Below are 23,497 nucleotides of genomic sequence, written 5' to 3' on the forward strand. Positions count from 1 at the left end.
CGCTGGTTGCTCATGGCACCTCCTAATGGGCCTCATTTTAAGGCTTGGAGATGTCTACGAAACTAGGGGCGATTCACAGTACGTCAAGTCATTCCCATAGACGAGCGTGTTTCAGCTTATGAAGCATTGGTCCATTTACCAGCATTTCACTGACCGTGACTCCTGGTCTGCGAGTACTTTCAAGCATTGGATCTTGAGTCAATATGGGATAAGTGCGGTATTGGCAGACGGGTCAATTCCCCAGCCGATCACTACATCGCATGAATGATGCAGTGCTCGTGAAAACAGGTTTTCGTCTATGGTGTTTTCGTGGTATCAGCAGAGATGATCAAAATAAAACTATGATTTATATTGGTTTTTTAAGATTGTTTATGTTCGAGTGGGAGTGACCCCTTGTAGCTAATATCCAAAAGCCCGCGTGATAGTGGGCTTTTGATTTTTTGAGGATACAGCTGCTTAGTCGATTTGAGGTCTGCCGTACTTGAGGATCACATAGGCTTCCTTGTCTGGATCGAATGGTAGTCGCATTGTGGGCTTTTCATCGATCCAGTCAGCGTCTGTGCCCTCGATACTGATTGCCAAGAAAAGGGGCTGCATTTCCGATAGCACTGCGTTCCACTCAGAGAGACAGTCCGTGATCCCGGGGTGCCAGTTGTTTTCCACGGTCTGAAGCTTCTCAATGAGTGAGGCAATCATGTGCTGCCTCTGGTCACCGTCGAGGCATTCGACGGCATAACCTACTAAAGCGTAATCCAACTCACACCGAGAGATCTTAATGAGGCTGTCAGCAGTCCCGTTCAGACCGTACCCCCAGCACATCCAACGCTGAAAAGCAAAATTCCACAAAGCTTTGCGCTTCTTGGCTATGGCCCTGTCCCGGAAGGCCCGGAGACATTCTGCGACTGAAAATCGGGTCTGTTGACCAGACCAGTGCAGGCTAATCGCATCAACGTAGGCTTGAAGGGCAGTATCGTTCGCATCAGCAAGAGCGCAACCGAGAGGCGTCTGTAATTCTGGAAATCGCGAAGGAAATAAGTTGAACACGTGCATCCAGGCAGCCCAGCGCGGCTTATCTTTCGAGACATTTTCCAAGATTTGGACCAGAGACTTCTTGGAATCTTCACTGAGCGGCTCGCGGTTAGACCTAAGCGACACAGATATGTAAGTCGTTGCGAACTGGACATGAGGGTTGGTCGATCTAGAGCCGAGGCGTAGTGCTGCATTGGGGGGGAGCGATAGCACGACGCTCATGACCGGTGCGGTCTGCCGCAGACCCGAGATGGCCTGCACCAAGCGTTCTGGTGCAAATCTGTCGAGACATTGGGCAGTCTGCGCAATGGCAATGCTCGGAAAAAATCCATCCTCGATCAGTCGCCAGCCTTGTGCGATTCCGATCCAATCGCTTTTGGCATCAGCTTTTTCAAACTTTTCGACCGCTTCCAACTCCCAGATTGGAGGCGCTAAGCCCTTAGTTGTGAAGCTCATCGTCAGGCCCTCAATGACTCTCTCGAGCGAAGCGAGTAGTCCATCGTTGGGCCTGAAGTCATCTGGCACGGTGCTCCAGAAATTCGCCTCCATCGTTGTGAACTGTCCGACGACGAAGAGGGCGACCAGCCGGGTACGGCTCGGATCAGCGCTTACGTTCCAATCGGCGCCTTCTTGGATGATCCACCGAAGCAGGCCGGTGAGTTTGTCGAAGTCCTCACCGCTCGGAGGCTTGCCGCGTCGGACCAACTCGACGAAGGAAAATTGAGATCGGATCGCGTCAAATAACTCGTTGCAGGCATCCCAATCAGAAATTGCATGAAACGGATCGGATTGCGCTTCGATTGCCGCAAGAAGAGAGTTGGGGACTTCGACCGCCCCAGGTCGCGTAGCTTCCGCCATAGCCGAGAGAAGAACATCCGCAGCGTTCATGACGGCCTCCTCCAAATTAGATGATCCTGTCCGCCGAGTAGCTCCCAAAGGTCGGTGAAGGCATCCACCACAAGCTGAGCATTGTCGACCTTCTGCAGGATGTGATGCGCCGTGCCCACGGAGTTTACCGAGGTGCCGAGCGACCAAGCCATTGCCCCATCTGGGCCGGATGGAAAGATCAGGAACCTATCGTGGAAGTCCCAGCCCGCCGCGCCCTTCTGTACTCGAAGTTCGAGTTTCAGGCCCCGCCAGTTGCTTTGACATTCATCAAGTGTTTGGCGGATTTTGTCGCTAGGGCCGGCTTTGGACGTCGTCAGACCGCGAAGGTCCACGCCTTGATAGGGGCAGTAAAACAGCGTTTCAAGTATCTCGTTGGCTGAAAGATATGGGTCCCACAGCCACGCGCCTTTTTCGCCGTAGGCAATGATTAGCGCGCGAAGGTCATCCAATGCCTTTCGGCGGCCTGCGTTTTTATCACCACGTGTCGGACGGTATTGAACAAAGCGGCGCTCGGCGGCGAGCCGATTGGCTTGCTCTGCGTACATCCGCTTCGCTGTCCATCCCCCGTTGTCGTCCGGCTGCGGGTCGCCGACGATACTGTGATTTGAAAAGGCAGTCATACCGACGCGTCGAGAGTCCCAACTGCCATCCGGTTTTTTGACCGAAAAGGTGCGTGGCTCCGGATCGGGTGAACGCATGTTGAATGAAATGGTAGAGATAAAAGAGCCTGCGCCGGAGGCGACGAGGAGCGTGCTGCTCTGTTCGTCCCAGATGAAGCCCCGATGCAGCCCACGGCCAGCACGCATCGGGAGAGGGGTGATCCTTTCTTTTAGTCTTGCTGAAGCAAAGCCAGTGATGATGTCGTCGTGTTCCAATTCGCAGACTGCCATCAAGGGACGCGGGGAGGCCTTAGGATGCCAGGCATGTTCGACTTGAAAATCGCCATCTTGAAGCTTTTCGAATTTCGCCATCAGCACAGTGATCGGAAGCTGGACCGCCAAGTTGCCGAGCCGGTCTGACATTGTGGCCAATTGGAGCGGGATATATTTCTCGATCTCTGCCGATAGCTCTTGCAACCGGCGAGGATCTGCGAAGAGCGGCGTCAGGGGTTCTTTCTTATGATCGGTCCATTCAAATAGGTGCGAGCCGGTCCAGAAGTTGTTTTTGAGGAGTTTGTTCCATGGAACCGGCGCGCCATTGTCCGGCGGCACAAACTGTGCGGGCATCGGTAAAAGCTCGCCGATTTCGAGTTCATCGCCTGAAAGTTTCCATCCTTCCCCGGCCTCCAAAGCCGTGAGAGCCGGGATGAGCGTGCCGATCGCCACCGTGTAACGGCGGAGGCCAAAGCTCCAGCCATTGAGCGATTTGATTCGAATAGGTTTCGGCGTCAAGAAGCAGGCAGCCGCTGGCTCGAGATCAGATTGTTCCTCGGCAATCAATAGCGTGAAGATATTGATAATACCGTCATGATCGGGTCGACTGGCGTACAGCTCTGTACATTCGACATGGGTATAAAACCCGAGCGTGCCGGGCGTGAGAAGCTGGGTGAGCTCCGGCAACGGAGAGCGAGGCTCGGGTGGCTCGTATCGGTCCATGAGGGTATCTGCCTGGGCTCAAAAACTCTCATTATGTTCCAATTCGAGTGCCAAGCGCCTCGCTTGATGCTGTGCAGGCGTTTGGCTGAGTTACGTGCTCAAGACAGATCTATGAAATCAGGTTTTCTTAACATGGTATTACTCGTGGCATGGATCAGAAGCATGGTAGTTAACGACTGATTTATAAGGATATTTATTTATTGCTGATAATAGAGTGGGAGTTAGCCTGAAGTTGGTATATGCGAACTTAGTCGTTTTCTGATGTATATAGGGCCCGCGAATTGCGGGCCTTATTTTTGCAAGTCTGTAGTGAGGCGAGTATTCCCATTGTTGTGAGCTGTGCCCAGCGTTGGCTTGATTTTGGTTAGCCTAAACCGGTGTGAGTACCTGGTTGCTAAATTCATGAGCGCTTATCTGCGGAGTTTGATCGCAGCGTAGTCATATATGCCTCGTAAGTTGGCGCTGTTTTCTAACTCCATCTTAAAGGCACTCGTCATGCGATAAGCTGTCATGGTTTATCGCGGGTTATTCGCGGGTGACAAGGTCAATGACTTCAACACCAAGAAGGTTTTTAATGGCAGTCGGGAAGCAGGAAATTTAGACTCCAATACTAGTAGTGCGCGGACATCCTTTATCTGCGAATGCGCAAGTAGTACTGCCTCCATCACAGTCCGGTATTTTACGCACTGGAACAGGCCTCTAGTGATATCGGGGACCGAAGAGATTGAGAGGGGGTTGTGTGCTACGAAATCCTTTAATTTCTTATGGTGCTCGCTTTCACCTCCTCCGACGATTTGACAAGCCAACTCAAGAGCGTGCGAGAAATCGGTTTCGGTCAGTTCAAGGTCTAAAGTTTTTAGGACCTTGTCCCATTGTGGAAAAGTAAAAACGTGATTGAGTTCGGCTTTGACAATTACCTGCTTCTGATGGCGGGGCAGAGTAGCGAACTCTTCTTCCTTAACTAAAAACCACCCGACCCCTTCACCAGGTAGGCCGGTGTTTTTATTGACTACCAGCGCTTGGATATCCGAGCAAAAGCCATTGCACTATCTCAGCTCTTTGGCCAGATCTAACCAAGCCATTGCAGCCGGAGGCAAATGCGCACCGGCACGCCAAGCGAGTGCAATATTCCAATCCGTGTGTGGCTCTTCAAGAGGTACTAGAGCGATGCCCGCATGTTTATGTTTTTGCGCAAGCATTCGCGGTAAAAATGCCACCCCTAAACCTGCAGCTACCAGGTCGGCGATGAAATCAATCTGCCCGCTGCGGGCCGTCACCCGGGGCACAATCCCTCTTCGATCACAAGCGGCCATAATTAATGCGTTAAGCGCAAACCCCTCATCAAAGAGGATGAATGGCGAATCCGCCAGATCACTGAAGTTCATTCGCTTGCGTCGCGAAAGCGAATGGGCGCTAGGCAGCACAACCACTAAAGGCTCGTTGCGCACTTCCTGATAAGCGAAAGTTTCATCGATCGGAATCAGTAGTGCTGCCAAGTCCACCTCTCCGGCCTCCAGGCACTCACACAGTTTCTTACTACCGTGCTCTATCAGTTCTATATTCACCATCGGATAGCGGCTGCGATAAGTAGCAAACATCTCAGCGAACAATACCCCGGAGCCTACAGGCGGCAAGCCGATCCGCAGCGTACCGCCCTTCAGGTCGCGCAGTTCATTGATCTCTGCGATCAGATCGTTCCGCTCTGCGAGTAATACCAGTGCGCGCCGATAGGCAATCTCACCTGCGGCCGTCAACTCGCTTTTATGGCCGATACGGTTCAGCAGTGGCGTACCTAGCTCATCCTCGAGCGTCCTGACTGCCTTGCTGACTGAGGACTGAGTCAAAGACACAACCTCCGCAGCTTGGGAGAAACCTCCCTGGCGCACCACTTCTACAAACACCCGCAGCGTTCTGAGATTCATGTGTATTCCAATAGCGACTCAATTCGAGTAGAAAAAGTTGTTTTTATCATACTCAACAATCCCTTATCGTGAAATTCACTCAGCAACGTCCTACGTCGCTGAAATTTTCTAGAGACCTAGGAGTTGTAGATAATGATTATTTCATCGGCATCCGACTATCGCGAAGCCGCGAGACGCAAATTGCCGCGATTTCTGTTCGACTACATCGACGGCGGCGCCTATGCCGAACACACAATGCGTGCCAATAGCGCTGACCTCGCCAGCATCAGCTTGCGTCAACGCATCTTGAGAAATGTTGACAGTTTGAGTCTCAAGACGACGCTCTTTGGAAAGGAACAGAGTCTGCCGATCATCCTCAGCCCCGTCGGACTGACCGGTATGTATGCCCGTCGTGGTGAAGTACAAGCGGCCAAGGCTGCGGCCACGAAAGGCATTCCCTTTTGCCTGTCCACAGTATCGGTCTGCTCGATTGAAGAGGTTAGTTCCCAGAGTTCGCAATCGATCTGGTTTCAACTCTATGTGCTCAAGGATCGCGGATTTATGCGTAATGCCCTAGAGCGTGCTCAAGCAGCCGGCGTTACCACGCTGGTGTTCACCGTAGACATGCCGACGCCAGGCGCTCGTTACCGTGATGCCCACTCGGGCATGTCTGGGCCACTCGCAGCTTCACGGCGCATCCTGCAAGCCACCACTAGGCCGGATTGGGCGTTTAATGTCGGTATCCTCGGTCGTCCGCATGATTTGGGCAACATCTCCAAGTACCTGGGCAAAGCCACCACCCTGGAAGATTATGTTGGCTGGTTAGGCAATAACTTCGACCCCTCTATCAGCTGGAAGGACCTGGAATGGATCCGCGAGTTTTGGAAGGGCCCGATGATTATCAAGGGCATCCTTGATCCACAGGACGCCAAGGACGCAGTAAGTTTCGGCGCTGATGGCATCGTGGTCTCCAACCACGGCGGTCGCCAATTGGACGGTGTGCTGTCCACCGCTAGGGCTTTGCCTCCCATCGCCGAAGTAGTGGGTGATGACCTGACGGTGCTGGTGGACTCTGGCATTCGTTCCGGGCTGGATGTTGTGCGCATGCTCGCCTTAGGCGCCAAGGCATGCCTGCTGGGGCGCTCGACGGTTTACGCTCTGGCCGCCGACGGACAGCACGGGGTAGAGAATATGCTGGATATCTTCTCGCAAGAAATGCGCGTGGCAATGACGCTCACTGGTGTTACCTCGATTGACAAGATCGATCGAACCGCATTGGTTCCAGTTGAGTAATGAAGGTTCGATCATGTCGCAATCACTGACCGTTAAGATGTTGGAAGCGGTACGCAATGTACCGATTGGCTACGTAGTGTGTGGTGGTGTTGTCTGTACTGTGCCGGCGCTCCTCGCGGCTCGCTTACACAACCCCTTGTTCTGTTGGTCAGCGATTGCCGCATTCTGGAGCTATCTGTCGATTCCGAGCGATAAGTCCCCAAAGGGTTGTATCTTCGGCCTGGTTTTCGGCATCACCGGCGCCGTGGCGTCAGGGCTAGGTGCTTGGACGATGGTATGGCCGCAACTGGCTATAGCACTGTCGGCCCTCTTTGCGTTTGCTGGCGCTTACGCCCAGGTTTGCGGCGCGCGCATTAGCATTCCCGCTTTGCTGACAGCGACGGCATTTGCGGTATCCACTGCATTCCCGGCAAAGGACTTTGCCCAGGGATTTGCTTATGCACGTTACTTTCTATATGGCAGCCTATGGGCTACAGGCTCCGCATTGCTGTTCCAATGGTGTCAGTACGACCAGCCTGATGCTGCAAAGCGGCCAGTTTTATGGTCGGCACTCAGAACAAATTTCACACCGAAATCTAACTTCTTTCTGCATGGGCTTCGCGTTGCGCTGTCGGGAGCACTGTCAGTTTGGTTGGTTCAATTGTGGTCGTTGCATTACGGATACTGGATGACCCTTACGGTGTTTCTGATCATGCAGCCCTACATGCATTCAACGTTGAGGATGTCTCTGGAGCGAGTCGGCGGCACCTTCTTAGGGGGAGCCATTGCTGCCGTTCTTGGTTACGCAATCCATGATCCGTTTTTGTTGGCTGCACTGATACTGCCTGTTTCTATTGGCACCCTGGCAGGGCGCTCTATGAGCCACATCAGCTATTTGATGTTCCTCACTCCACATTTCATACTGGTCGCGCAGGTTGGCCAGTCAGGAGGATCGGAGCTGGATTTGGTATTTCTACGAATGCTCTACAGCACCGGTGGTGCACTTTTAGCGATCATCGCTTCGCTTGTGATTTTTCCTCGCTGGCAAACGGCTGAGCCGTAGAGGACTAGGGGAGTGTTTCCTAGACCGCCGGTTTGAAAGCCCCTTCCCGTGCAGCCAACCAGTAACACCGCGCAAAAACTCAGTAATAGGCTCCGCGTGAACATGGCGTTCTTCCTCATGGTTTGACTCGGATGTTTGTAGGCCCTGATCGTGCCGTAGTCACGTGCGCCCTATCAAAGAGCGCTATACCCCCTCTACAGGTGCTTGTCATGCGATGAGAGGCGGGAGGGCTGAGCATCTAGAGCGTCGTTCGGGAATGGTTCTTTTCATGGTATGCCTTTTGTTTTGTTTGATAGTTATCTGCTTTTAAAGGTTTTATTGCGCTTGTTGATAATAGAGTGAGAATAATCGGTAGGCCGGCATAGTCCGGCACCCGTGAGCAAGAACACCCTGAAGCCCGCTTAATTGCGGGCTTTTGGCTTTTTGGGTCTGGCAAATTCTGGCAGCTTTGTGCATCGCCAGGCGCCGTGTTTAGGTGGCTTGGTAATGGACCCGCGCTGATTTCGGCTAGAAGTTATCCATCGCGTGACACATCGACACCTTGCCATCAGGCTTCGGTTCGACAGCGACCCATTGCATGCCGTCAGCTGAAAGCTCATCCAGCAGGAATGAACAGTCCGCCGACATCGATGCCTGCACCCGGTAATCCACCCCGGGCCGAGGTACGAAGGTCATCGTCCTGGCACACTGCCGGGCATATTGCAGGCGCCCCAGGTAATGGAGCGCGATCGGCTTGTTCGCCGGCACTACCAGCTCTGACGAGACCGAACCTGCCAACGAATAGATCGGCCCGGCAATGCCGAGGTTTTCACCGTTATGGTCGGGGAAGCCGGATTTCGCCGACGCCATCACCCCCGCGCCGGGCACATTCCAGTCGAGGCAGTCACGCCCCGGCACGGCGCGCACCAGGCCGTCGGTGAGCAGGCGAATACGGGCAGTCTCGCCGCTCTGTGGCGGGATGTAGCCGGTGGACAGCGAACGCACGTTTGCCACCTGGCCGCAGCCGCTGAGCGCTAGCAGAACGGCGGGGATTACAGTGAACAGTCTCATCAGGCAATCGACTCGCAGGGGCAGGTTAAGGCTGGCGGCAGTTCTGGCTGACTGACAGATGCGGCGCAGGTTCATAGGTCACGCGCTGCAAACCATCGGCGTCCTGGAACAGGAAGTATTTGACGCGACAGTCCTTGAACATCGCTGAGTAACCCTCGGCCCGGAAGCCTTGGCCATCGACCTGTTTGGTCACGGTATTGTTGCGGCTGACCACCGCGAGCACACTCTGATAGCTGTCGCCCATGTTTACCCCAGGCTCGCCGGTGATCGCGGCCGAGGAGGCGCAACCACCCATTGCTGCTGCCGCCAACACCAGTACGGTGCCGTACAGTCCGTTGCGTAGATCGTTCATTCCCTGTTTTCCTTTTGGTAATGGTTTACCGGCGGCCTTCGCATACCGGGGATTCGCCAATACGGCCTTGCTTGCACAGATCGAGTTTATCCCTGCGCTTGAACCCGGCGTCCTTCATGCAGTAGAACCGCGTCAGCACAACATCGATCGGCGAGGTGTCTCCCACGCCATCAAGATTGGTATACCCGCAAGCACGCATGGCGTTGTCGACGCCTGATTGGGTGACCCCCTTTTTGTACCATTGTGTGTAGTCCCCGGGTGGTGGTTGAAAGCCCCTTCCCGTGCAGCCAACCAGTAACACAGCGCAAAAACTCAGCAACAGGCTCCTCGTGAACATGGCGTTCTTCCTTGGGTTTTGACGCGGGTAGAGTGTGATGCGCCAACATCGTATAGGGAACTTTCATTCAACAAATGGTTCCATACTGTCCTTCACTCAGACTGTTCAAGGATCGAATGAAAACTTATCTGGCAGTTCCGTTAGCAATCACACTCGCCCTTGTGATGACCGGTTGCAGTAGCCGTAAGGCGGGTGATCTCACTTCAACGCCGGTCGTGCCACTGGTCATGAATGACCATCAAGCCAGCTTGACCTTCCGTACCATCGGCGGGGAGGGTGATCACCCTGTCAGTTACATGTACGGGTATTCCGACGGTCGAATGGATGACGCGGGTGATCGTGTTTATGACACTGCTTACTTCAAGCGCATACCGGCCTATCTGAAGCGAATTGGCGGTGGCACTGACAGCATCAGCAAGCTGGTCGATGCAGACAAAGTGGTGCACGTGGAAGGGACGGTCAAGGCCAAGCAGTTCACCTTCAACGGTATTCCAATGCCTACGCCGTTCGACAAAGAGCAGCCTGTTGCGCAGCAATTCACCCCGCAAGCCAAGAAGAATTACGTGGTTGAAACCGTGATCGCTGACACTTGGGTGATGAACGTGTATGAAGTTTCTCCAACCGGTGAACGCAAGACCGTTGGCGCTCACAAAAATGATGGCGCCGCAGACTGATAGTGCATGAAAGGCCTTGAGCCCGGCTTGATATAAAAAAGCGATCAACCTTTACTGTTGATCGCTTTTTTTGTGGTCGGCGTTCTGAATCATCAAACTTCCGACGCCAATTATTTGAACGTGGCAATTGCTCGAAATGGCAATTGAGCTTAGTTCGATTGATTCATACGCGTTATTAAAACCTCATCCATAAATAATACATGCCTCAACCAAAACAATTGGTTAGGCGTGCTGTTTTTGCTGTAGTCAAAATACTGACAATCAAAGCCAGTCGCATCCTCCCTATAAGTCGGTGATTTATCATGATCAAGATCATGGCCTTCTTGTTAATAGGAGTTGTCACTGCAGGATGCAACGGATTCGTGAAGCCCGACTTGTCGGGGCCGGTCAATGAAGCTTACTTTCCCGTCTTTTCAGGCTTTCCCATGCCGTATATGTACATGGCCTCGGCCGTGCAATGGAATGAGGACTACGCCGTCACCACTGGGCATACCCCGTTTATCCCCAACGTTGCATACCGTTGCAGCACACGCTGCGATCTGGTCTTTATCAAGCATAAAGCCAATGGCCACTTCCCGGCATGGCGAGCGCCGCAGGTGGGAGAGAGCATCACGGCCGTGGGCGTGAGCCCTTACCTTGTGACCACGACGGGTAAGGGCAAAGTGTATAAAACCCCCTTCAGCAATACCGAAGATCACAGCGGTGACCTGTATGCCATTCATGATGCCCCGCTGGTCAAGGGCATGTCGGGTGGGCCGGTGAGCGCCAGTGACGGTTGCGTGGTGGGGATCAATGCCGGTTTTTATTCGACCAGCCTGAACAGTGCTATTACGTTGCCTGAGCTGAAGAGCGCGCAGAGAGTGAGCATTTTTATCCCGTATTCGATTGTTGCCCGCGAATGGGGGATGTTGCAGGCGCAGCTTGATGGGGGGCGTGGGTCGAAGTTTGCGGCCAAGTAAAAAAGCACCCTCACCCCGGAAGGTGAGGGTGCTTTTTTTGATGTCAGCGCCGCGCCACATCCGAAAAGTAGAACTTGTCCAGCGTATGCCGCGACTCGGTGTACTCGAACTGGCGCCCATCCTGTAGAAACGTCTGGTTGCTCACCACGATCACATGGCTCTGACCCTCCAGGTCCAGGTGCTGCTGGTCGTCCTTGCTGCGCGGCACCGCTTCGATGGTGCGCTGGGCATAGCTGATCTGCAGATTCAGGGTCTGCTCGATATAGGCATAGATCGAGTGCTCGGCAATGGCCTGATCCAGCCCCGGAATCAGGTCGCTGACAAAATGGTTGATGTCCAGAATCACCCGCTTGCCATCAATATGGCGCACGCGTTTGATGCGGGTTATCAGGCTGCCCGCTGCAACATCGAACTTCTCGCACAGTGCGCCTTCGAGCGGGAACCGGGTGAACTCCACCACTTCGGTACTGACGTTACCGCCCAGGCGCGGGTAGGTCTCTTGAAAGCTGACGATACCGCCCAGCTGGAACTCGATCGGGCTGGATGACAATACAAAAGTGCCCTTGCCGTGGATCTTCTGGGCAAATCCACGCTCCTGCAGTTGTTCAATCGCCTTGCGCACGGTTCCGCGGCTGGCCCCATAGCTGGCCATCAACTCGGTTTCGGACGGCAGGCGCGCGCCGCGGGCCAGGCGTTCAGTGGTGATACTGGCAAGCAGATCCGTGTAGATCTGATTGTATTTGGTCATGGCGAGGGCTCTATGCCGGTTGGGCTCGGGGCCCGGAACCTTAAGGGGTGGAGGGAAGGCAGCGCAAGTATGCGGCAGAAAAATCACTAACTCGTCTGTACCAGTTGTTGCTTTAACTCGTACAGACGAGTATTTTTTTGCTACGGCGTGCTGCCACAGCGACGCTCCATAATAAAAATTCAAGCGAGACCACGCATGAGCCACGACTATTCCCAGATCGCCCGCGAGCTGCTGCACAGCCTCGGTGGTGCCGCCAACGTTGAGCAGGCCGCGCATTGCGTCACACGCTTGCGCCTGGCCCTCAAGGACCCAAGCCTGGTCGACAGCACCACCCTCAACCAGATCGATCTGGTCAAAGGCTCCTTTTTCACGGGCGGCCTGTACCAGGTGGTGATCGGCCCCGGTGAAGTCGAGAAGGTCTATGCCGCCCTGCGTGAGCAGACCGGCCTGGCAGCCGCCACTATCGCCGACGTGAAGCAGCAGGGCGCCGACAAGGCCAACGCCATGCAGCGTCTGGTGCGTGTGTTCTCAGATGTGTTTATGCCCATCCTGCCCGCCCTGATCATTGCCGGCTTGCTGATGGGGGTTAACAACCTGCTCGGCGCCAAGGGCATGTTTATCGACGGCAAAACCCTGCTCGACGGTTATCCGCAACTGGACGGGGTGTGGAGCCTGATCAACCTCATGGCCAATACCTCTTTTGTATTCCTGCCCGCGCTGGTGGGCTGGTCGGCGGCCAAGCGATTTGGCGGCAGCGAAATCCTCGGCATTGTGCTGGGCCTGATGCTGGTTCACCCCGACCTGCTCAATGCCTGGAACTACGGCAAGGCCGTGGCCGGGCTGGAGGGCCAGAGCCTGCCGTACTTCAATATCCTGGGCCTGTTCCAGATCGAGAAAGTGGGCTACCAGGGGCAGATCCTGCCGATCCTGATGGCCGCCTATGTGATGAGCGTGATAGAGAAATGGCTACGGGCGCGAGTGCCCAATGCCATTCAATTGCTGGTGGTACCCATTACCACCATCGTCATCACCGGGGTGCTGGCGCTGGCGATCATTGGCCCGGTGACCCGTCACCTCGGCATCCTCATTACCGAAGGCGTAGTGCTGTTGTTCGACGTGGCCCCGGTGCTCGGCGGAATGATTTTCGGCCTGCTGTATGCACCGCTGGTGATTACCGGCATGCACCATATGTTTCTCGCCGTGGACCTGCAATTGATTGCCAACCACGGCGGCACCTTTATCTGGCCGATGATCGTCATGTCCAACCTGGCCCAGGGCAGCGCCGCGCTCGGGGTGTTCTACATGAGCCGCAATGTGCGTGAGCGCAGCATGGCCTCTACCTCTGCAGTCTCGGCGTACTTTGGCATCACGGAGCCGGCGATGTTCGGGATCAACCTGCGCTACAAGTTCCCGTTCTATGCGGCGCTGATCGGCTCGGCGCTGGGTAGCATTTTCCTGTCGCTGAACAAGGTGCTGGCTTCGGCCATCGGTGTTGGCGGCTTGCCCGGCTTTATTTCGATCATTCCGCAGTACATCCCGATGTTTGTCATCGGCATGTTGATGGCCATTGTCGTGCCGTTTGTCCTGACCTGCGGCCTGAGCCTGAAAATCATTCGTCCGGGTTATCGCGTCGCGTAGCACATCCACTTTCCTGTAGCCGCTGCCGAAGGCTGCGATGGGCTGCGAAGCTGCCCGTCTTGATAGACGGTCCAGCGGCCCTTATTGCAGCCTGCACCAGCGGCTACAACGTCCAAGCAAGGAACACCCCATGCAAGACTGGCAGCGTTCAGTGATCTATCAGATCTACCCAAAAAGCTTTTGCAGCCACGCGGGCAACGCGACCGGTGACTTGCGGGGGGTGGTCGACAAGCTCGATTACCTGCAGTGGCTGGGCGTCGATTACCTGTGGCTGACGCCGTTCCTGCGCTCGCCCCAGCGCGACAACGGCTATGACATCAGCGATTACTACGCCATAGACCCGAGTTACGGCAGCATGGCCGATTGCGAACTGCTGATCCGCGAAGCCGGTGCCCGTGGCCTCAAGCTGATGCTTGATATCGTGGTCAATCACACGTCCATCGAACACGAGTGGTTCCAGCAGGCGCGCAGCAGCCTCGACAACCCGTATCGCGACTTCTATATCTGGCGCGACCAGCCAAACAACTGGGAGTCCAAATTCGGCGGCTCGGCCTGGGAATACGAGGCGCAAACCGGCCAGTACTATCTGCACCTGTTTGACCACACTCAGGCCGACCTCAATTGGGACAACCCCAAGGTACGCGCCGAGGTCTACAAGCTGATGTGCTTCTGGCGGGACAAGGGCGTGGGTGGCTTTCGCCTGGATGTGATCAACCTGATCTCGAAACCGGCGCATTTCCCCCAGGACGACAGCGACGGCCGCCGTTTCTATACCGATGGCCCCAACGTGCATGAGTACCTGCAGGAGATGCACCGCGAAGTGTTTGCCGGCCACGATCTGGTCAGCGTCGGCGAGATGTCGTCCACCAGCCTTGAGCACTGCATCCGCTACTCGCGCCCTGACAGCCAGGAGCTGTCGATGACCTTCAATTTTCATCACCTGAAAGTCGATTACCCGAACATGCAGAAGTGGGTGCGGGCTGATTTCGATTTCCTGCAGCTCAAGGGCATTCTTTCGGAGTGGCAGGTTGGTATGCAGGCCGGTGGCGGCTGGAACGCGCTGTTCTGGTGTAACCATGACCAGCCGCGTGTGGTTTCGCGTTTTGGCGATGACGGTGAACACCGCGTGGTCTCGGCCAAAATGCTCGCCACGGCGCTGCATTTTTTGCAAGGCACACCCTATGTGTATCAGGGTGAAGAAATCGGCATGACCAACCCCGGGTTCGAGCATATCGAGCAGTATCGCGATGTCGAAACCCTGAATATCTATCGCCTCAAGCGCGAAGCCGGGGTGCCTCACGACGAATGCATGGCTGCGATCAAGCAAAAGTCACGGGACAACGGCCGCACGCCAATGCAATGGGATCATCAGGCCAATGCCGGTTTCAGCAGTGTCGAACCGTGGATTGGCATCCCCGCCAACGCGGCGTTTATCAACGTTGAAGACCAGCGCAATGACCCGGCTTCGGTGCTGCATCACTACCGCGAATTGATTGCCTTGCGCCGCGCAGTGCCCTTGCTGCAACACGGTGTATATCGTCTGTTGTTGCCCGAGCATAAGCAGGTATGGGTCTATGTGCGTCAGGGCGATGGCGAGAGTCTGCTGGTGATCAACAACTTCTATGGCACACCCTGCGATATCGAACTGCCTGAAGGTGTGGTTGACGCGGGGATGAGCCAGCGGCTGCTGATCAGCAACTACGACGACTGCCCGGTGCGCAGCAGTCGGATTTCACTGCGTCCGTATGAGTCATTTGCCCTGCATCTGCAGTGATTACCGGTTTTACCCATAACAATAAAAAAGGTCGTTCCATGAAATCTTCACTCAACTACAGCATCTGTATCGCCAGCCTGTGCCTGCTGGCACCGTTGTCGGCCAGCGCTTTGGAGTTCGCCGGGTATTTGCGCAGTGGCGTGGGCAACTCGCTCAATGGCGGCAAGCAATCCTGCTTCAAGCTGCCCGGTGCCGAGGCCAAGTACCGGCTGGGCAACGAGTGCGAACAATACGCCGAGCTGGAACTGCGCCAGGACGTGTACAGCTTTGACGATGGCTCGGTACTGAGCGTCGATGGCATGGCCTCGCTGTACAACCAATACGACCGCCAGCTGACTTTCCAGGGCGACAACGGTTCGGCGCGTCTGCCGCAACTGTACGCGCAGTGGTCGAACCTGCCGGGTCTCAACGGCGGCTCACTGTGGGCCGGGCGCCGTTACTACAAGCGTAACGACATCCATATTTCCGACTTCTACTACTGGAACCAGAGCGCCACCGGTGCCGGTATCGAGGATGTACTGATCGGTGGCCTGAAATACAGCTACGCCCTGTCGCGCAAAGACAACCTGTACCAGGAAAACTATGTGACTCGCCACGACTTCAACGTGGCCGGTTTCAACACCAACCCCGGCGGTGAGCTGGAGTTGGGCCTCAGTTATCTGGACAAGCCCGAGCGCACTGACGCCCACAGTGGCTGGGCCATTACCGCGCAGCATGTGCAGAGCGAGTTTCTGGGGGGCAAGAACAAGTTTGCCGTGCAGTACGGCGAAGGCTCGGGCACCGGCCTGGGCTATACCGGCGACTTTCGCCTGGATAACAGCAGCAAGCGTTATCGCATCGTCGAGTTTTTCGACTGGCAAGTGACGCCGCGTTTCGGCGGGCAGGTGGAGGCGGTGTACCAGAAGGATTTTCGCCCCGACGGCGGCAATCAGGAGTGGCTGTCTTTGGGCGTGCGCCCGACTTACGCGATCAGTGAGCAGTTCAAGCTGGTCACCGAGCTGGGGCACGATCAGGTCAAGGCCGCGGACGGTACGCGCAAGTTGAGCAAGTTCACTTTCGCGCCCACCTGGTCACCCAAGGGCCCAGGTTTCTGGACGCGCCCGGAAGTGCGTTTGTATTACACCTATGCCAGCTGGAACGCTGCGGCACAGCGCGCCGCCAATGAGTTTGATGCAGGCTCGGCGCTCTCCGACAGCGGTGCATTCGGTTCGGCCCGTCACGGTTCCAACGCAGGTTTGCAAGTCGAGTACTGGTGGAAGTAAGCGAGCTGTCGGGGCTCGCGCTCCATCGGCATTTAACCGAATCAACTGCAGGTGAAGTTATGGTCACATCCCAACAAGTGGAATTGCTGGCACCGCTGTCCGGTGTGCTGATGGCGCTGGATAACGTGCCCGACCCGGTGTTTGCCAGTCGCCTGATAGGCGACGGCCTGTGTATCGATCCGACGTCGCAGGTGCTTTGTGCGCCGCTGGCCGGGGTGATCAGTAACTTGCAACACACCGGCCACGCCATCAGCATCACCCATGCCAATGGCGTGCAGGTGTTGCTGCATATTGGTCTGGATACCGTCAACCTGGGCGGCAAAGGCTTTACGGCGCTGGTCGAGGAGGGCCAGCAGGTGACAGCGGGGCAGGCGCTGATCGAGTTCGATGCAGACTACATCGCCCTGCATGCCCGCAGCCTGTTGACGCTGATGCTGGTGGTCAGCGGCGAACCTTTTGTGGCCCCGTCACCAGGTGGCGTTCTGGTCGAAACGGGCCAGCCGCTGCTGCGTCTGCAACTGGGGCAGGCCGAGACAGTGGCCGAGGTGCAAGCCGGCGATACCCAGCGTTCCCAGCCGCAGCGTCTGCCCAACCCCAACGGCTTGCACGCCCGTCCTGCAGCGGTGCTCGCCCAGGCGGCGAAAGGCTTTGCGGCAACCCTTCATTTGCACAAACAGGGTGAGAGCGCCAATGCCAAGTCGCTGGTAGCGATCATGGCCCTGCAGGCGGTTTGCGGCGACAGCGTTTACCTCAGTGCCTGCGGCTCAGATGCCGAGCAAGCGCTCAAGGTGCTGAGTGAACTGCTGGCTGAGGGTTGCGGCGAATCGGTCGTGGCTGTGGCGCCCGAAGCGCAGCCAGTAGCAGTGCCGGAGCCTGTGGCCAGCAACGAATTGCGCGGGGTCTGTGCGTCACCGGGTTCGGCCTTCGGTCATGTTGTGCAACTGACAGAAAGCGTGTTGCAGATCAGCGAACTGGCAACCGACCAGCGCCACGAGCGCGAGCAGTTGCAACAGGCCCTGGCAGGAGCCACCGCGCAGTTGCAAACGCTGTGCGACAACACACAGGGCAAGGCTCAGGCCGAGATTTTCAACGCTCACCAGGAGCTGCTGGAAGACCCCTCTTTGCTGGAGCAGGTTTTCGGGCTGATCGAGCAGGGCAAGAGCGCAGCATTCGCCTGGCAGAGTGCCACACACGAAACCGCGACCCTGTTCAAAGGCCTGGGCAATCGCTTGCTGGCCGAGCGCGCGCTGGATCTGGACGATGTCGGCCAGCGCGTACTCAAACTGATACTCGGGGTTCAGGACTGCGCACTGGAGTTGCCGGATCTGGCCATCCTGATTGCCGAGCAACTGACCCCGTCGCAGACCGCAACCCTGGATACCCGCAAGGTTGCAGGCTTTGCCACGGTCGGTGGCGGTGCCAGCAGTCATGTGGCGATTCTGGCCCGGGCGCTGGGCTTGCCGGCACTTTGCGGTATGTCGCCACAGGTGCTGGCGCTGGCTAACGGAACCGAGGTGTTGCTCGATGCGGATCAGGGGCAGCTGCACCTGGAGCCGGATCCGCAGCGGATCCGCCAGCTCACCCTCCAGCGTGCCCTTCAGCACAAGCGTCAGCAGCAGGATTTGCAGCAGGCGGCACAGCCAGCCAGTACCCGTGACGGGGTACGTATCGAAGTCAGCGCCAATATCGCGTCCCTGGCCGAGGCAGAGCAAGCGGTGAGCCTGGGGGCAGAAGGGGTCGGCTTACTGCGCTCCGAGTTCCTTTATCTGGAACGCAGCAGCCCCCCCAGCCATGCCGAGCAGGTTGCCACTTACAGCGCCATCGCCGGTGTCGTGGGTACCGGGCACAATCTGGTGGTGCGCACGCTGGATGTGGGCGGCGACAAACCACTGGCCTATGTACCGATGGCACACGAGGCCAATCCATTTTTGGGCATGCGCGGAATCCGCTTGTGCCTTGAGCGTCCACACCTGTTGCGTGAGCAGTTCAGCGCGATTCTGGCCAGTGCCGACCTGACCCGTCTGCACATTATGTTGCCGATGGTCACGCAGCTGTCCGAGTTGCGCATGGCCCGCCAGTTGCTCGAGGAGCAGGCGCTGGCGCTGGGGATCAAGACCCTGCCAAAACTGGGCATCATGATCGAAGTGCCGGCAGCAGCGTTGATGGCGGATCTGTTTGCCCCCGAGGTGGATTTTTTCTCCATTGGTACCAATGACCTGACCCAGTACACCCTGGCGATGGACCGGGACCATCCGCGTCTGGCCAGCCAGGCCGACAGCTTGCACCCGGCGGTGCTGCGCCTGATCGCCACCACTGTCAAGGCCGCCCATGCCCACGGCAAATGGGTCGGGGTGTGCGGCGCACTGGCCTCCGAGACGCTGGCGGTACCATTGCTGCTGGGGCTGGGTGTCGATGAGTTGTCAGTGAGCGTGCCGTTGATCCCGAGTATCAAGGCGCGGGTTCGAGAGCTGGATTTCGTCGCGTGCCAGGCCCTGGCGCAGCGCGCGCTGGGCCTGGAGAGTGCCGGGCAGGTGCGGGCTGCATTGCAGCCATTGGTGCAACCCATGACCGAGTTGGAGTCCTGAACATGTTCGATAAAGCGCTTAAAGCATTCTGGAAGGCCCTGACACCCGATCTGGTGGTGGATGAGCCCGCTAAACCGGTGTCGACACTGGATAAAACGGTGCTGGCTGCGCTGGGCGGGAGCGGCAATATCAAGACCGAGCAGCGGGTGGCCTTGACCCGGATCCGTGTGGAGCTGGCCGATATCACCCGCCTGGATCCGCAAGCCCTGCGTGTGGCGGGTGTGCCCGGGATCCTGAGCCTGCCGGGTGGGGTGGTGCATCTGGTGGTGGGGTTGTAAACCCCGTCCTGCGGCCCTTAGGTGGGTGCGGGCTTGCTCGCGATGACAGCACTGTGGTGTACCTGCAACACCGCAGCGATCCAATCACGAGCAAGCCCGCTCCCACAGGCTGTGTTTGCCTGCCAGCTGTGACCCTTCGCCACCCCGCTCTTACTGTTTCGCAATTGCAGGTGTATCGTATTCGCCTTTTGCGGGCCCAACGCCCGCGCCGGATACGAGAGGTAGTTGAATCCATGTCCTTTACCCGTCGACAAATACTCGGTGGTCTGGCCGGCCTGGTAGTGGTGGGTGTTGGCGCAGGAGGCGCTTCGCGTTACTGGCTGGGCAAGGTGGCTGCCGAGAACGCCGGCCACGATTACGAACTGATCAGCGCGCCACTGGACGTCGAGCTGGTGCCCGGCCATATCACCCAGGCCTGGGCGTTCGGTCCATCGGCTCCAGGTACCGAGCTGCGCGTGCGTCAGGGTGAATGGCTGCGGGTGCGCTTTATCAACCATCTGCCAGTCGCAACCACCATCCACTGGCACGGTATCCGCCTGCCCCTGGAAATGGACGGCGTCCCCTACGTCTCGCAACTACCGGTATTGCCCGGAGAATACTTCGACTACAAGTTCCGCGTGCCCGATGCCGGCAGCTACTGGTATCACCCCCACGTCAACAGCAGCGAAGAGCTGGGTCGTGGCCTGGTCGGCCCGCTGATCGTCGAAGAGCGCGAGCCTACCGGCTTCAAGCACGAGCGCACCCTGAGCATCAAGAGCTGGCACGTCGATGAAGAGGGCGGCTTCCTGCCGTTCAGCATCACCCGCGAAGCGGCCCGTGGCGGTACGGCGGGGCGCCTGTCGACCATCAATGGCAGCCATGTGCCGACCATCGACCTGCCTGCAGGGCAGATCACCCGCGTGCGTATTCTCAACCTCGACAACACCCTGACCTATCGCCTGAATATCCCCGGCGTGGAAGCGATGATCTACGCGCTGGACGGCAACCCCATCGAGCCAAGGCCGTTGGGCAAGGATTACTGGCTGGGCCCGGGCATGCGTATTTGCCTGGCAATCAAGGCCCCGCCCGCCGGTGAAGAACTGTCGTTGCGTGACGGCCCGGTACGGCTGGGCACTTTGCGTTCGGTCGCCAGCACCGATGCACCGGGCGAGTGGCCACCGGCGTTGCCCGCCAACCCGATTGCCGAGCCCGACGTGGCCAATGCCGAGAAGATCAACTTCAACTTTGAGTGGGTCGGTTCGATGTCCGAGAACCTGGGCCCGGATCAGCCTCCGAGCCTTTGGCAGATCAACGGTGTGGCCTGGGATATCAAGGACAAGACCTGCGCTGACCGACCGATTGCCAAACTCAAGCTGGGTCAGAGCTATATCTTTGAATTGAAGAACATGACCCAGTACCAGCACCCCATCCATTTGCATGGCATGAGTTTCAAGGTGCTGGCCTCCAATCGCAAAAAAATCATTCCGTATTTTACTGACACCTATCTGCTGGGCAAAAACGAACGTGCCCGCGTGGCGCTGGTGGCGGATAATCCTGGCGTGTGGATGTTCCACTGCCATGTGATTGATCACATGGAAACCGGCCTGATGGCCGCTATTGAGGTTTCCTGATGCGACAAGGGCGTCAACCCCTGATTATCGACCGCAGCCGCGATCAAGACTTTATGCGCGAAGCGCTGGCGCTGGCCGCTCAAGGCGCAGCGCTGGGTGAAGTGCCGGTGGGTGCGGTGCTGGTGCAGGACGGTGAAGTCATCGGCCGTGGCTTTAATTGCCCGATCAGCGGCAGCGACCCCAGTGCTCATGCCGAAATGATGGCCATCCGTGATGCAGCGACGGCTGTCAGCAACTACCGGCTGCCGGGCAGCACGCTGTACGTGACGCTGGAGCCATGCAGCATGTGTGCGGGGCTGATCGTGCACGCCCGGGTGGCACGGGTGGTGTATGGCGCGCTGGAGCCCAAGGCCGGGATTGTGCAAAGCCAGGGGCAGTTTTTCACCCAGGGCTTTTTGAATCACCGGGTGCTGTATGAAGGCGGGGTATTGGCTGAAGAGTGCGGGGCGATCCTCAGCGAGTTCTTCAAGGCCAGAAGGGCTCGCTGAGCCCGCTCCCACAGGGGTGAAGGGCGTGTGTTACTTCCTGGCCACAATCACCGCACGCATTGGCGCCGGCAGGCCTTCGATGGTTTTGCTGTGGTCGTTCGGGTCCAGGTAGTCGCTCAACGACTGGTACTTCATCCACTCGGTGGCACGTTGTTCTTCAACGGTGGTGACGCTCACGTCGACGCAGCGCACATCGCTGAAACCGGCACGGCGCAACCAGCGCTCCAGCGCCGGGATCGAGGGCAGAAACCACACGTTGCGCATCTGCGCGTAGCGGTCTTCCGGCACCAGCACCTGGTTCACGTCACCTTCGATCACCAGGGTCTCCAGCACCAGTTCGCCGCCTTTGACCAGGCAGTCTTTCAATGCCAGCAAATGCTCGATGGGCGAACGGCGGTGGTAGAACACACCCATGGAAAATACAGTGTCGAAACCTTCCAGGTTCGGCGGCAGGTCTTCGAAAGGAAACGGCAGGTGCCACGCCGCTTCCTGCTGCAAAAAGCGTTGCACGGCCTGGAACTGGCAGAAGAACAGCCAGTTGGGGTCGACGCCGATTACGCTGTGGGCGCCTGCGCCGAGCATGCGCCACATGTAGTAGCCGTTGCCGCAGCCCACATCGAGGATGCGCTTGCCCTTGAGGTCGACATGCGGCGCGACCCGCGACCATTTCCAGTCCGAGTGCCACTCGGTATCGACGTGAACGCCAAACAGGTCGAACGGGCCTTTGCGCCACGGTGACAGGCCCATCAGGGCTTCGCTCATCTGTGCACGGGTGGCGTCGTCGCAGTCGGTGTCCAGGGTCAGGCCGTTCAACAGGTCGATTTCGCTCGGTTTGACGTCGGGCAAGGCATCCAGCGCGCTTTGCCAGCGCTCCAGGTCGCCGTGGCCTTTCTCCATCTTGACGTCGAGCTGGGCTTGCAGGGTGTTGGCCCATTCAGCCAATGGAGTGCCGGCCAGACGCCGGGCAAGTGGGGACAGATCAATCATGGCAAGGCAATCAACGAGGCAAAGTTAAGACACTGGAACCACGGCACGACTTTCGAGAACCCGGCCGCCAGCAGGCGTTCGCGGTGTTCTTCGAGGCTGTCGGGCTTCATGACGTTTTCGATGGCGCTGCGCTTTTGTGCGATCTCCAGATCGCTGTAGCCGTTGGCGCGCTTGAACGCCACATGCAGATCAGTCAGCAGCCCGTGCTCTTCGGGGTCGCTGAAACGCAGCTTTTCAGAAAGGATCAGGGCACCGCCAGGCAGCAGCGACTGGCGGATACGGCCCAGCAGCGCCAGGCGCTCTTCTGGAGCGATGAATTGCAGGGTGAAGTTCAGCGCCACCACCGAGGCCGGCTCGAACGCCAGGGCCAGGATGTCGCCTTCGATGACTTCAACCGGCAGCAGCTCCTGAAACATCGAGTTCTGCCCATTGAGGTACTCGCGGCAGCGCTCGACCATTGCCGCCGAATTGTCCACCGCAATCACCTTGCAGCCTTCAGTGCGCACATGGCGGCGCAGGGCCTGGGTGACGGCGCCCAGTGAGCAACCCAGGTCGTACAGTACGCTGTCGGGCCGGGCGAACTGGGCGGCGAGCACGCCAAGGTTCTCGACAATGGTCGGGTAGCCGGGCACCGAGCGTTTGATCATGTCCGGGAACACCCGCACAACGTCTTCGTTGAAGGCGAAGTCCGGCACCTGGGTCAGGGGCTGGGCGAAAATACGGTCGGGTTCTTTGCTCACGGCGGTTCCGGCGGTGGAATTTTCAAAAGGGGCGGCATTTTAGCCAAGTTGGCGCCGGGATGCGCGGTCTGTCTGATAAAGCGTTCAGCGTTTGCCCTGGGAAAACACCGAGGCGGCAATGCCCCACTGGCCCAGCCAGTAACTGAGGATGATCAGGTAGGGCGCGGCGCTGAACGGTTGCACAAAGCGATCGATGCCGATCAGGCTGTCCGAGACCACAAACGCCAGCGCCCCGGCGGCTGCCAGCCAGGCCGAGTGTTTCGGTAC

The 23,497-nt window shown here is 57.4% G+C and carries 21 protein-coding genes; 11 read left to right on the forward strand and 10 right to left on the reverse strand.

Annotation, left to right across the window (positions count from 1 at the left end; all coding sequences use genetic code 11):
* Nucleotides 1-456 precede the first annotated feature (456 nt).
* The 3 genes from GHO03_RS17920 to GHO03_RS17930 all read right to left on the reverse strand — a co-directional run bounded on the left by GHO03_RS17920 (nucleotide 457) and on the right by GHO03_RS17930 (nucleotide 5,434).
* Complete coding sequence (locus GHO03_RS17920; protein WP_095020377.1) at nucleotides 457-1,917, reverse strand: hypothetical protein; 1,461 nt, start codon at nucleotides 1,915-1,917, stop codon at nucleotides 457-459.
* Complete coding sequence (locus GHO03_RS17925) at nucleotides 1,914-3,512, reverse strand: VPA1262 family N-terminal domain-containing protein (protein WP_010655638.1); 1,599 nt, start codon at nucleotides 3,510-3,512, stop codon at nucleotides 1,914-1,916. The genes GHO03_RS17920 and GHO03_RS17925 overlap by 4 nt, the downstream gene beginning before the upstream one ends.
* Before the next feature lie 1,046 nt (nucleotides 3,513-4,558).
* Nucleotides 4,559-5,434 carry a LysR family transcriptional regulator gene (locus GHO03_RS17930; RefSeq protein ID WP_010655639.1) on the reverse strand — a complete coding sequence of 292 codons (876 nt, stop codon included), beginning with the start codon at nucleotides 5,432-5,434 and terminating at the stop codon, nucleotides 4,559-4,561.
* Nucleotides 5,435-5,566: 132 nt separating this feature from the next.
* Between GHO03_RS17930 and lldD the strand changes: the two genes are divergently transcribed.
* Both lldD and GHO03_RS17940 read left to right on the forward strand, forming a co-directional pair.
* Entirely contained in the window at nucleotides 5,567-6,706 is a 1,140-nt protein-coding gene (gene lldD / locus GHO03_RS17935; protein WP_003443295.1) for an FMN-dependent L-lactate dehydrogenase LldD, read from the forward strand.
* A gap of 13 nt (nucleotides 6,707-6,719) precedes the next feature.
* The gene (locus GHO03_RS17940; protein ID WP_133144815.1) at nucleotides 6,720-7,748 is read left to right on the forward strand and encodes an FUSC family protein; all 1,029 of its coding nucleotides are present in this window, start codon (nucleotides 6,720-6,722) and stop codon (nucleotides 7,746-7,748) included.
* 507 nt (nucleotides 7,749-8,255) lie between these two features.
* Here the strand turns inward: GHO03_RS17940 and GHO03_RS17950 are convergent.
* Genes GHO03_RS17950 through GHO03_RS17960 form a run of 3 tightly spaced genes read right to left on the reverse strand, consistent with a single transcriptional unit; the run spans nucleotide 8,256 to nucleotide 9,487 of the window.
* Nucleotides 8,256-8,798 (reverse strand): hypothetical protein, encoded by a 543-nt coding sequence (locus GHO03_RS17950; protein ID WP_133144817.1) that lies wholly within the window; start codon nucleotides 8,796-8,798, stop codon nucleotides 8,256-8,258.
* Nucleotides 8,799-8,823: 25 nt separating this feature from the next.
* Entirely contained in the window at nucleotides 8,824-9,150 is a 327-nt protein-coding gene (locus GHO03_RS17955) for a hypothetical protein (RefSeq protein WP_133144818.1), read from the reverse strand.
* 25 nt (nucleotides 9,151-9,175) lie between these two features.
* Nucleotides 9,176-9,487, reverse strand: coding sequence for a hypothetical protein (locus tag GHO03_RS17960; protein WP_095018343.1), 312 nt, complete (start codon nucleotides 9,485-9,487; stop codon nucleotides 9,176-9,178).
* 116 nt (nucleotides 9,488-9,603) lie between these two features.
* Between GHO03_RS17960 and GHO03_RS17965 the strand changes: the two genes are divergently transcribed.
* Together GHO03_RS17965 and GHO03_RS17970 are read left to right on the forward strand one after the other, a co-directional pair.
* Nucleotides 9,604-10,161 carry a hypothetical protein gene (locus GHO03_RS17965; RefSeq protein ID WP_133144819.1) on the forward strand — a complete coding sequence of 186 codons (558 nt, stop codon included), beginning with the start codon at nucleotides 9,604-9,606 and terminating at the stop codon, nucleotides 10,159-10,161.
* Between the two features lie 302 nt (nucleotides 10,162-10,463).
* Nucleotides 10,464-11,120, forward strand: a complete 657-nt coding sequence (locus GHO03_RS17970) for a S1C family serine protease (RefSeq protein ID WP_153400283.1) — start codon at nucleotides 10,464-10,466, stop codon at nucleotides 11,118-11,120.
* 43 nt (nucleotides 11,121-11,163) lie between these two features.
* Here GHO03_RS17970 and treR read toward each other — a convergent pair whose 3' ends face one another.
* The gene (gene treR, locus GHO03_RS17975) at nucleotides 11,164-11,868 is read right to left on the reverse strand and encodes a trehalose operon repressor (RefSeq protein ID WP_095001448.1); all 705 of its coding nucleotides are present in this window, start codon (nucleotides 11,866-11,868) and stop codon (nucleotides 11,164-11,166) included.
* Nucleotides 11,869-12,063: 195 nt separating this feature from the next.
* On the opposite strand from treR, the gene treP reads away from it, so the two are divergent.
* From treP to tadA, 7 genes are all read left to right on the forward strand, one after another.
* Nucleotides 12,064-13,506 carry a PTS system trehalose-specific EIIBC component gene (treP, locus tag GHO03_RS17980; RefSeq protein ID WP_133144820.1) on the forward strand — a complete coding sequence of 481 codons (1,443 nt, stop codon included), beginning with the start codon at nucleotides 12,064-12,066 and terminating at the stop codon, nucleotides 13,504-13,506.
* 130 nt (nucleotides 13,507-13,636) lie between these two features.
* A complete protein-coding gene (gene treC, locus GHO03_RS17985) occupies nucleotides 13,637-15,280 on the forward strand; it encodes an alpha,alpha-phosphotrehalase (protein ID WP_133144821.1) in 1,644 nt (547 codons plus the stop codon).
* 38 nt (nucleotides 15,281-15,318) lie between these two features.
* Complete coding sequence (locus GHO03_RS17990; protein ID WP_095001629.1) at nucleotides 15,319-16,542, forward strand: carbohydrate porin; 1,224 nt, start codon at nucleotides 15,319-15,321, stop codon at nucleotides 16,540-16,542.
* Between the two features lie 59 nt (nucleotides 16,543-16,601).
* The gene (ptsP, locus tag GHO03_RS17995) at nucleotides 16,602-19,127 is read left to right on the forward strand and encodes a phosphoenolpyruvate--protein phosphotransferase (RefSeq protein ID WP_153400284.1); all 2,526 of its coding nucleotides are present in this window, start codon (nucleotides 16,602-16,604) and stop codon (nucleotides 19,125-19,127) included.
* A 2-nt stretch (nucleotides 19,128-19,129) separates the two neighbouring features.
* Entirely contained in the window at nucleotides 19,130-19,405 is a 276-nt protein-coding gene (locus tag GHO03_RS18000) for a PTS transporter subunit EIIB (protein ID WP_095001444.1), read from the forward strand.
* A gap of 233 nt (nucleotides 19,406-19,638) precedes the next feature.
* Nucleotides 19,639-21,015, forward strand: coding sequence for a multicopper oxidase family protein (locus GHO03_RS18005; protein WP_133144824.1), 1,377 nt, complete (start codon nucleotides 19,639-19,641; stop codon nucleotides 21,013-21,015).
* A complete protein-coding gene (tadA, locus tag GHO03_RS18010; RefSeq protein WP_095001442.1) occupies nucleotides 21,015-21,503 on the forward strand; it encodes a tRNA adenosine(34) deaminase TadA in 489 nt (162 codons plus the stop codon). The genes GHO03_RS18005 and tadA overlap by 1 nt, the downstream gene beginning before the upstream one ends.
* A 30-nt stretch (nucleotides 21,504-21,533) precedes the next feature.
* Here the strand turns inward: tadA and cmoB are convergent, their stop codons facing one another.
* The 3 genes from cmoB to GHO03_RS18025 form a co-directional block, all read right to left on the reverse strand.
* The gene (cmoB, locus tag GHO03_RS18015; protein ID WP_095020384.1) at nucleotides 21,534-22,490 is read right to left on the reverse strand and encodes a tRNA 5-methoxyuridine(34)/uridine 5-oxyacetic acid(34) synthase CmoB; all 957 of its coding nucleotides are present in this window, start codon (nucleotides 22,488-22,490) and stop codon (nucleotides 21,534-21,536) included.
* Nucleotides 22,487-23,230: a carboxy-S-adenosyl-L-methionine synthase CmoA gene (gene cmoA / locus GHO03_RS18020; protein ID WP_095018350.1), complete on the reverse strand. Its 744-nt coding sequence runs from the start codon at nucleotides 23,228-23,230 to the stop codon at nucleotides 22,487-22,489. The genes cmoB and cmoA overlap by 4 nt, the downstream gene beginning before the upstream one ends.
* Nucleotides 23,231-23,314: 84 nt before the next feature.
* On the reverse strand, nucleotides 23,315-23,497 hold a 183-nt coding region (locus tag GHO03_RS18025; protein ID WP_218574317.1), incomplete at its 5' end, for a lysoplasmalogenase family protein.

This window comes from Pseudomonas sp. FSL R10-1339, from assembly GCF_009600545.1.
Taxonomy (GTDB): Bacteria; Pseudomonadota; Gammaproteobacteria; order Pseudomonadales; family Pseudomonadaceae; genus Aquipseudomonas; species Aquipseudomonas bubulae.

What these genes read in the sequence shown, in the direction of transcription:
- GHO03_RS17920 (WP_095020377.1), bottom strand. Translation starts at nt 1,917, where the DNA reads ATGAACGCTGCGGATGTTCTTCTCTCGGCTATGGCGGAAGCTACGCGA.
- GHO03_RS17925 (WP_010655638.1), bottom strand. Translation starts at nt 3,512, where the DNA reads ATGGACCGATACGAGCCACCCGAGCCTCGCTCTCCGTTGCCGGAGCTC.
- GHO03_RS17930 (WP_010655639.1), bottom strand. Translation starts at nt 5,434, where the DNA reads ATGAATCTCAGAACGCTGCGGGTGTTTGTAGAAGTGGTGCGCCAGGGA.
- lldD (WP_003443295.1), top strand. Translation starts at nt 5,567, where the DNA reads ATGATTATTTCATCGGCATCCGACTATCGCGAAGCCGCGAGACGCAAA.
- GHO03_RS17940 (WP_133144815.1), top strand. Translation starts at nt 6,720, where the DNA reads ATGTCGCAATCACTGACCGTTAAGATGTTGGAAGCGGTACGCAATGTA.
- GHO03_RS17950 (WP_133144817.1), bottom strand. Translation starts at nt 8,798, where the DNA reads ATGAGACTGTTCACTGTAATCCCCGCCGTTCTGCTAGCGCTCAGCGGC.
- GHO03_RS17955 (WP_133144818.1), bottom strand. Translation starts at nt 9,150, where the DNA reads ATGAACGATCTACGCAACGGACTGTACGGCACCGTACTGGTGTTGGCG.
- GHO03_RS17960 (WP_095018343.1), bottom strand. Translation starts at nt 9,487, where the DNA reads ATGTTCACGAGGAGCCTGTTGCTGAGTTTTTGCGCTGTGTTACTGGTT.
- GHO03_RS17965 (WP_133144819.1), top strand. Translation starts at nt 9,604, where the DNA reads ATGAAAACTTATCTGGCAGTTCCGTTAGCAATCACACTCGCCCTTGTG.
- GHO03_RS17970 (WP_153400283.1), top strand. Translation starts at nt 10,464, where the DNA reads ATGATCAAGATCATGGCCTTCTTGTTAATAGGAGTTGTCACTGCAGGA.
- treR (WP_095001448.1), bottom strand. Translation starts at nt 11,868, where the DNA reads ATGACCAAATACAATCAGATCTACACGGATCTGCTTGCCAGTATCACC.
- treP (WP_133144820.1), top strand. Translation starts at nt 12,064, where the DNA reads ATGAGCCACGACTATTCCCAGATCGCCCGCGAGCTGCTGCACAGCCTC.
- treC (WP_133144821.1), top strand. Translation starts at nt 13,637, where the DNA reads ATGCAAGACTGGCAGCGTTCAGTGATCTATCAGATCTACCCAAAAAGC.
- GHO03_RS17990 (WP_095001629.1), top strand. Translation starts at nt 15,319, where the DNA reads ATGAAATCTTCACTCAACTACAGCATCTGTATCGCCAGCCTGTGCCTG.
- ptsP (WP_153400284.1), top strand. Translation starts at nt 16,602, where the DNA reads ATGGTCACATCCCAACAAGTGGAATTGCTGGCACCGCTGTCCGGTGTG.
- GHO03_RS18000 (WP_095001444.1), top strand. Translation starts at nt 19,130, where the DNA reads ATGTTCGATAAAGCGCTTAAAGCATTCTGGAAGGCCCTGACACCCGAT.
- GHO03_RS18005 (WP_133144824.1), top strand. Translation starts at nt 19,639, where the DNA reads ATGTCCTTTACCCGTCGACAAATACTCGGTGGTCTGGCCGGCCTGGTA.
- tadA (WP_095001442.1), top strand. Translation starts at nt 21,015, where the DNA reads ATGCGACAAGGGCGTCAACCCCTGATTATCGACCGCAGCCGCGATCAA.
- cmoB (WP_095020384.1), bottom strand. Translation starts at nt 22,490, where the DNA reads ATGATTGATCTGTCCCCACTTGCCCGGCGTCTGGCCGGCACTCCATTG.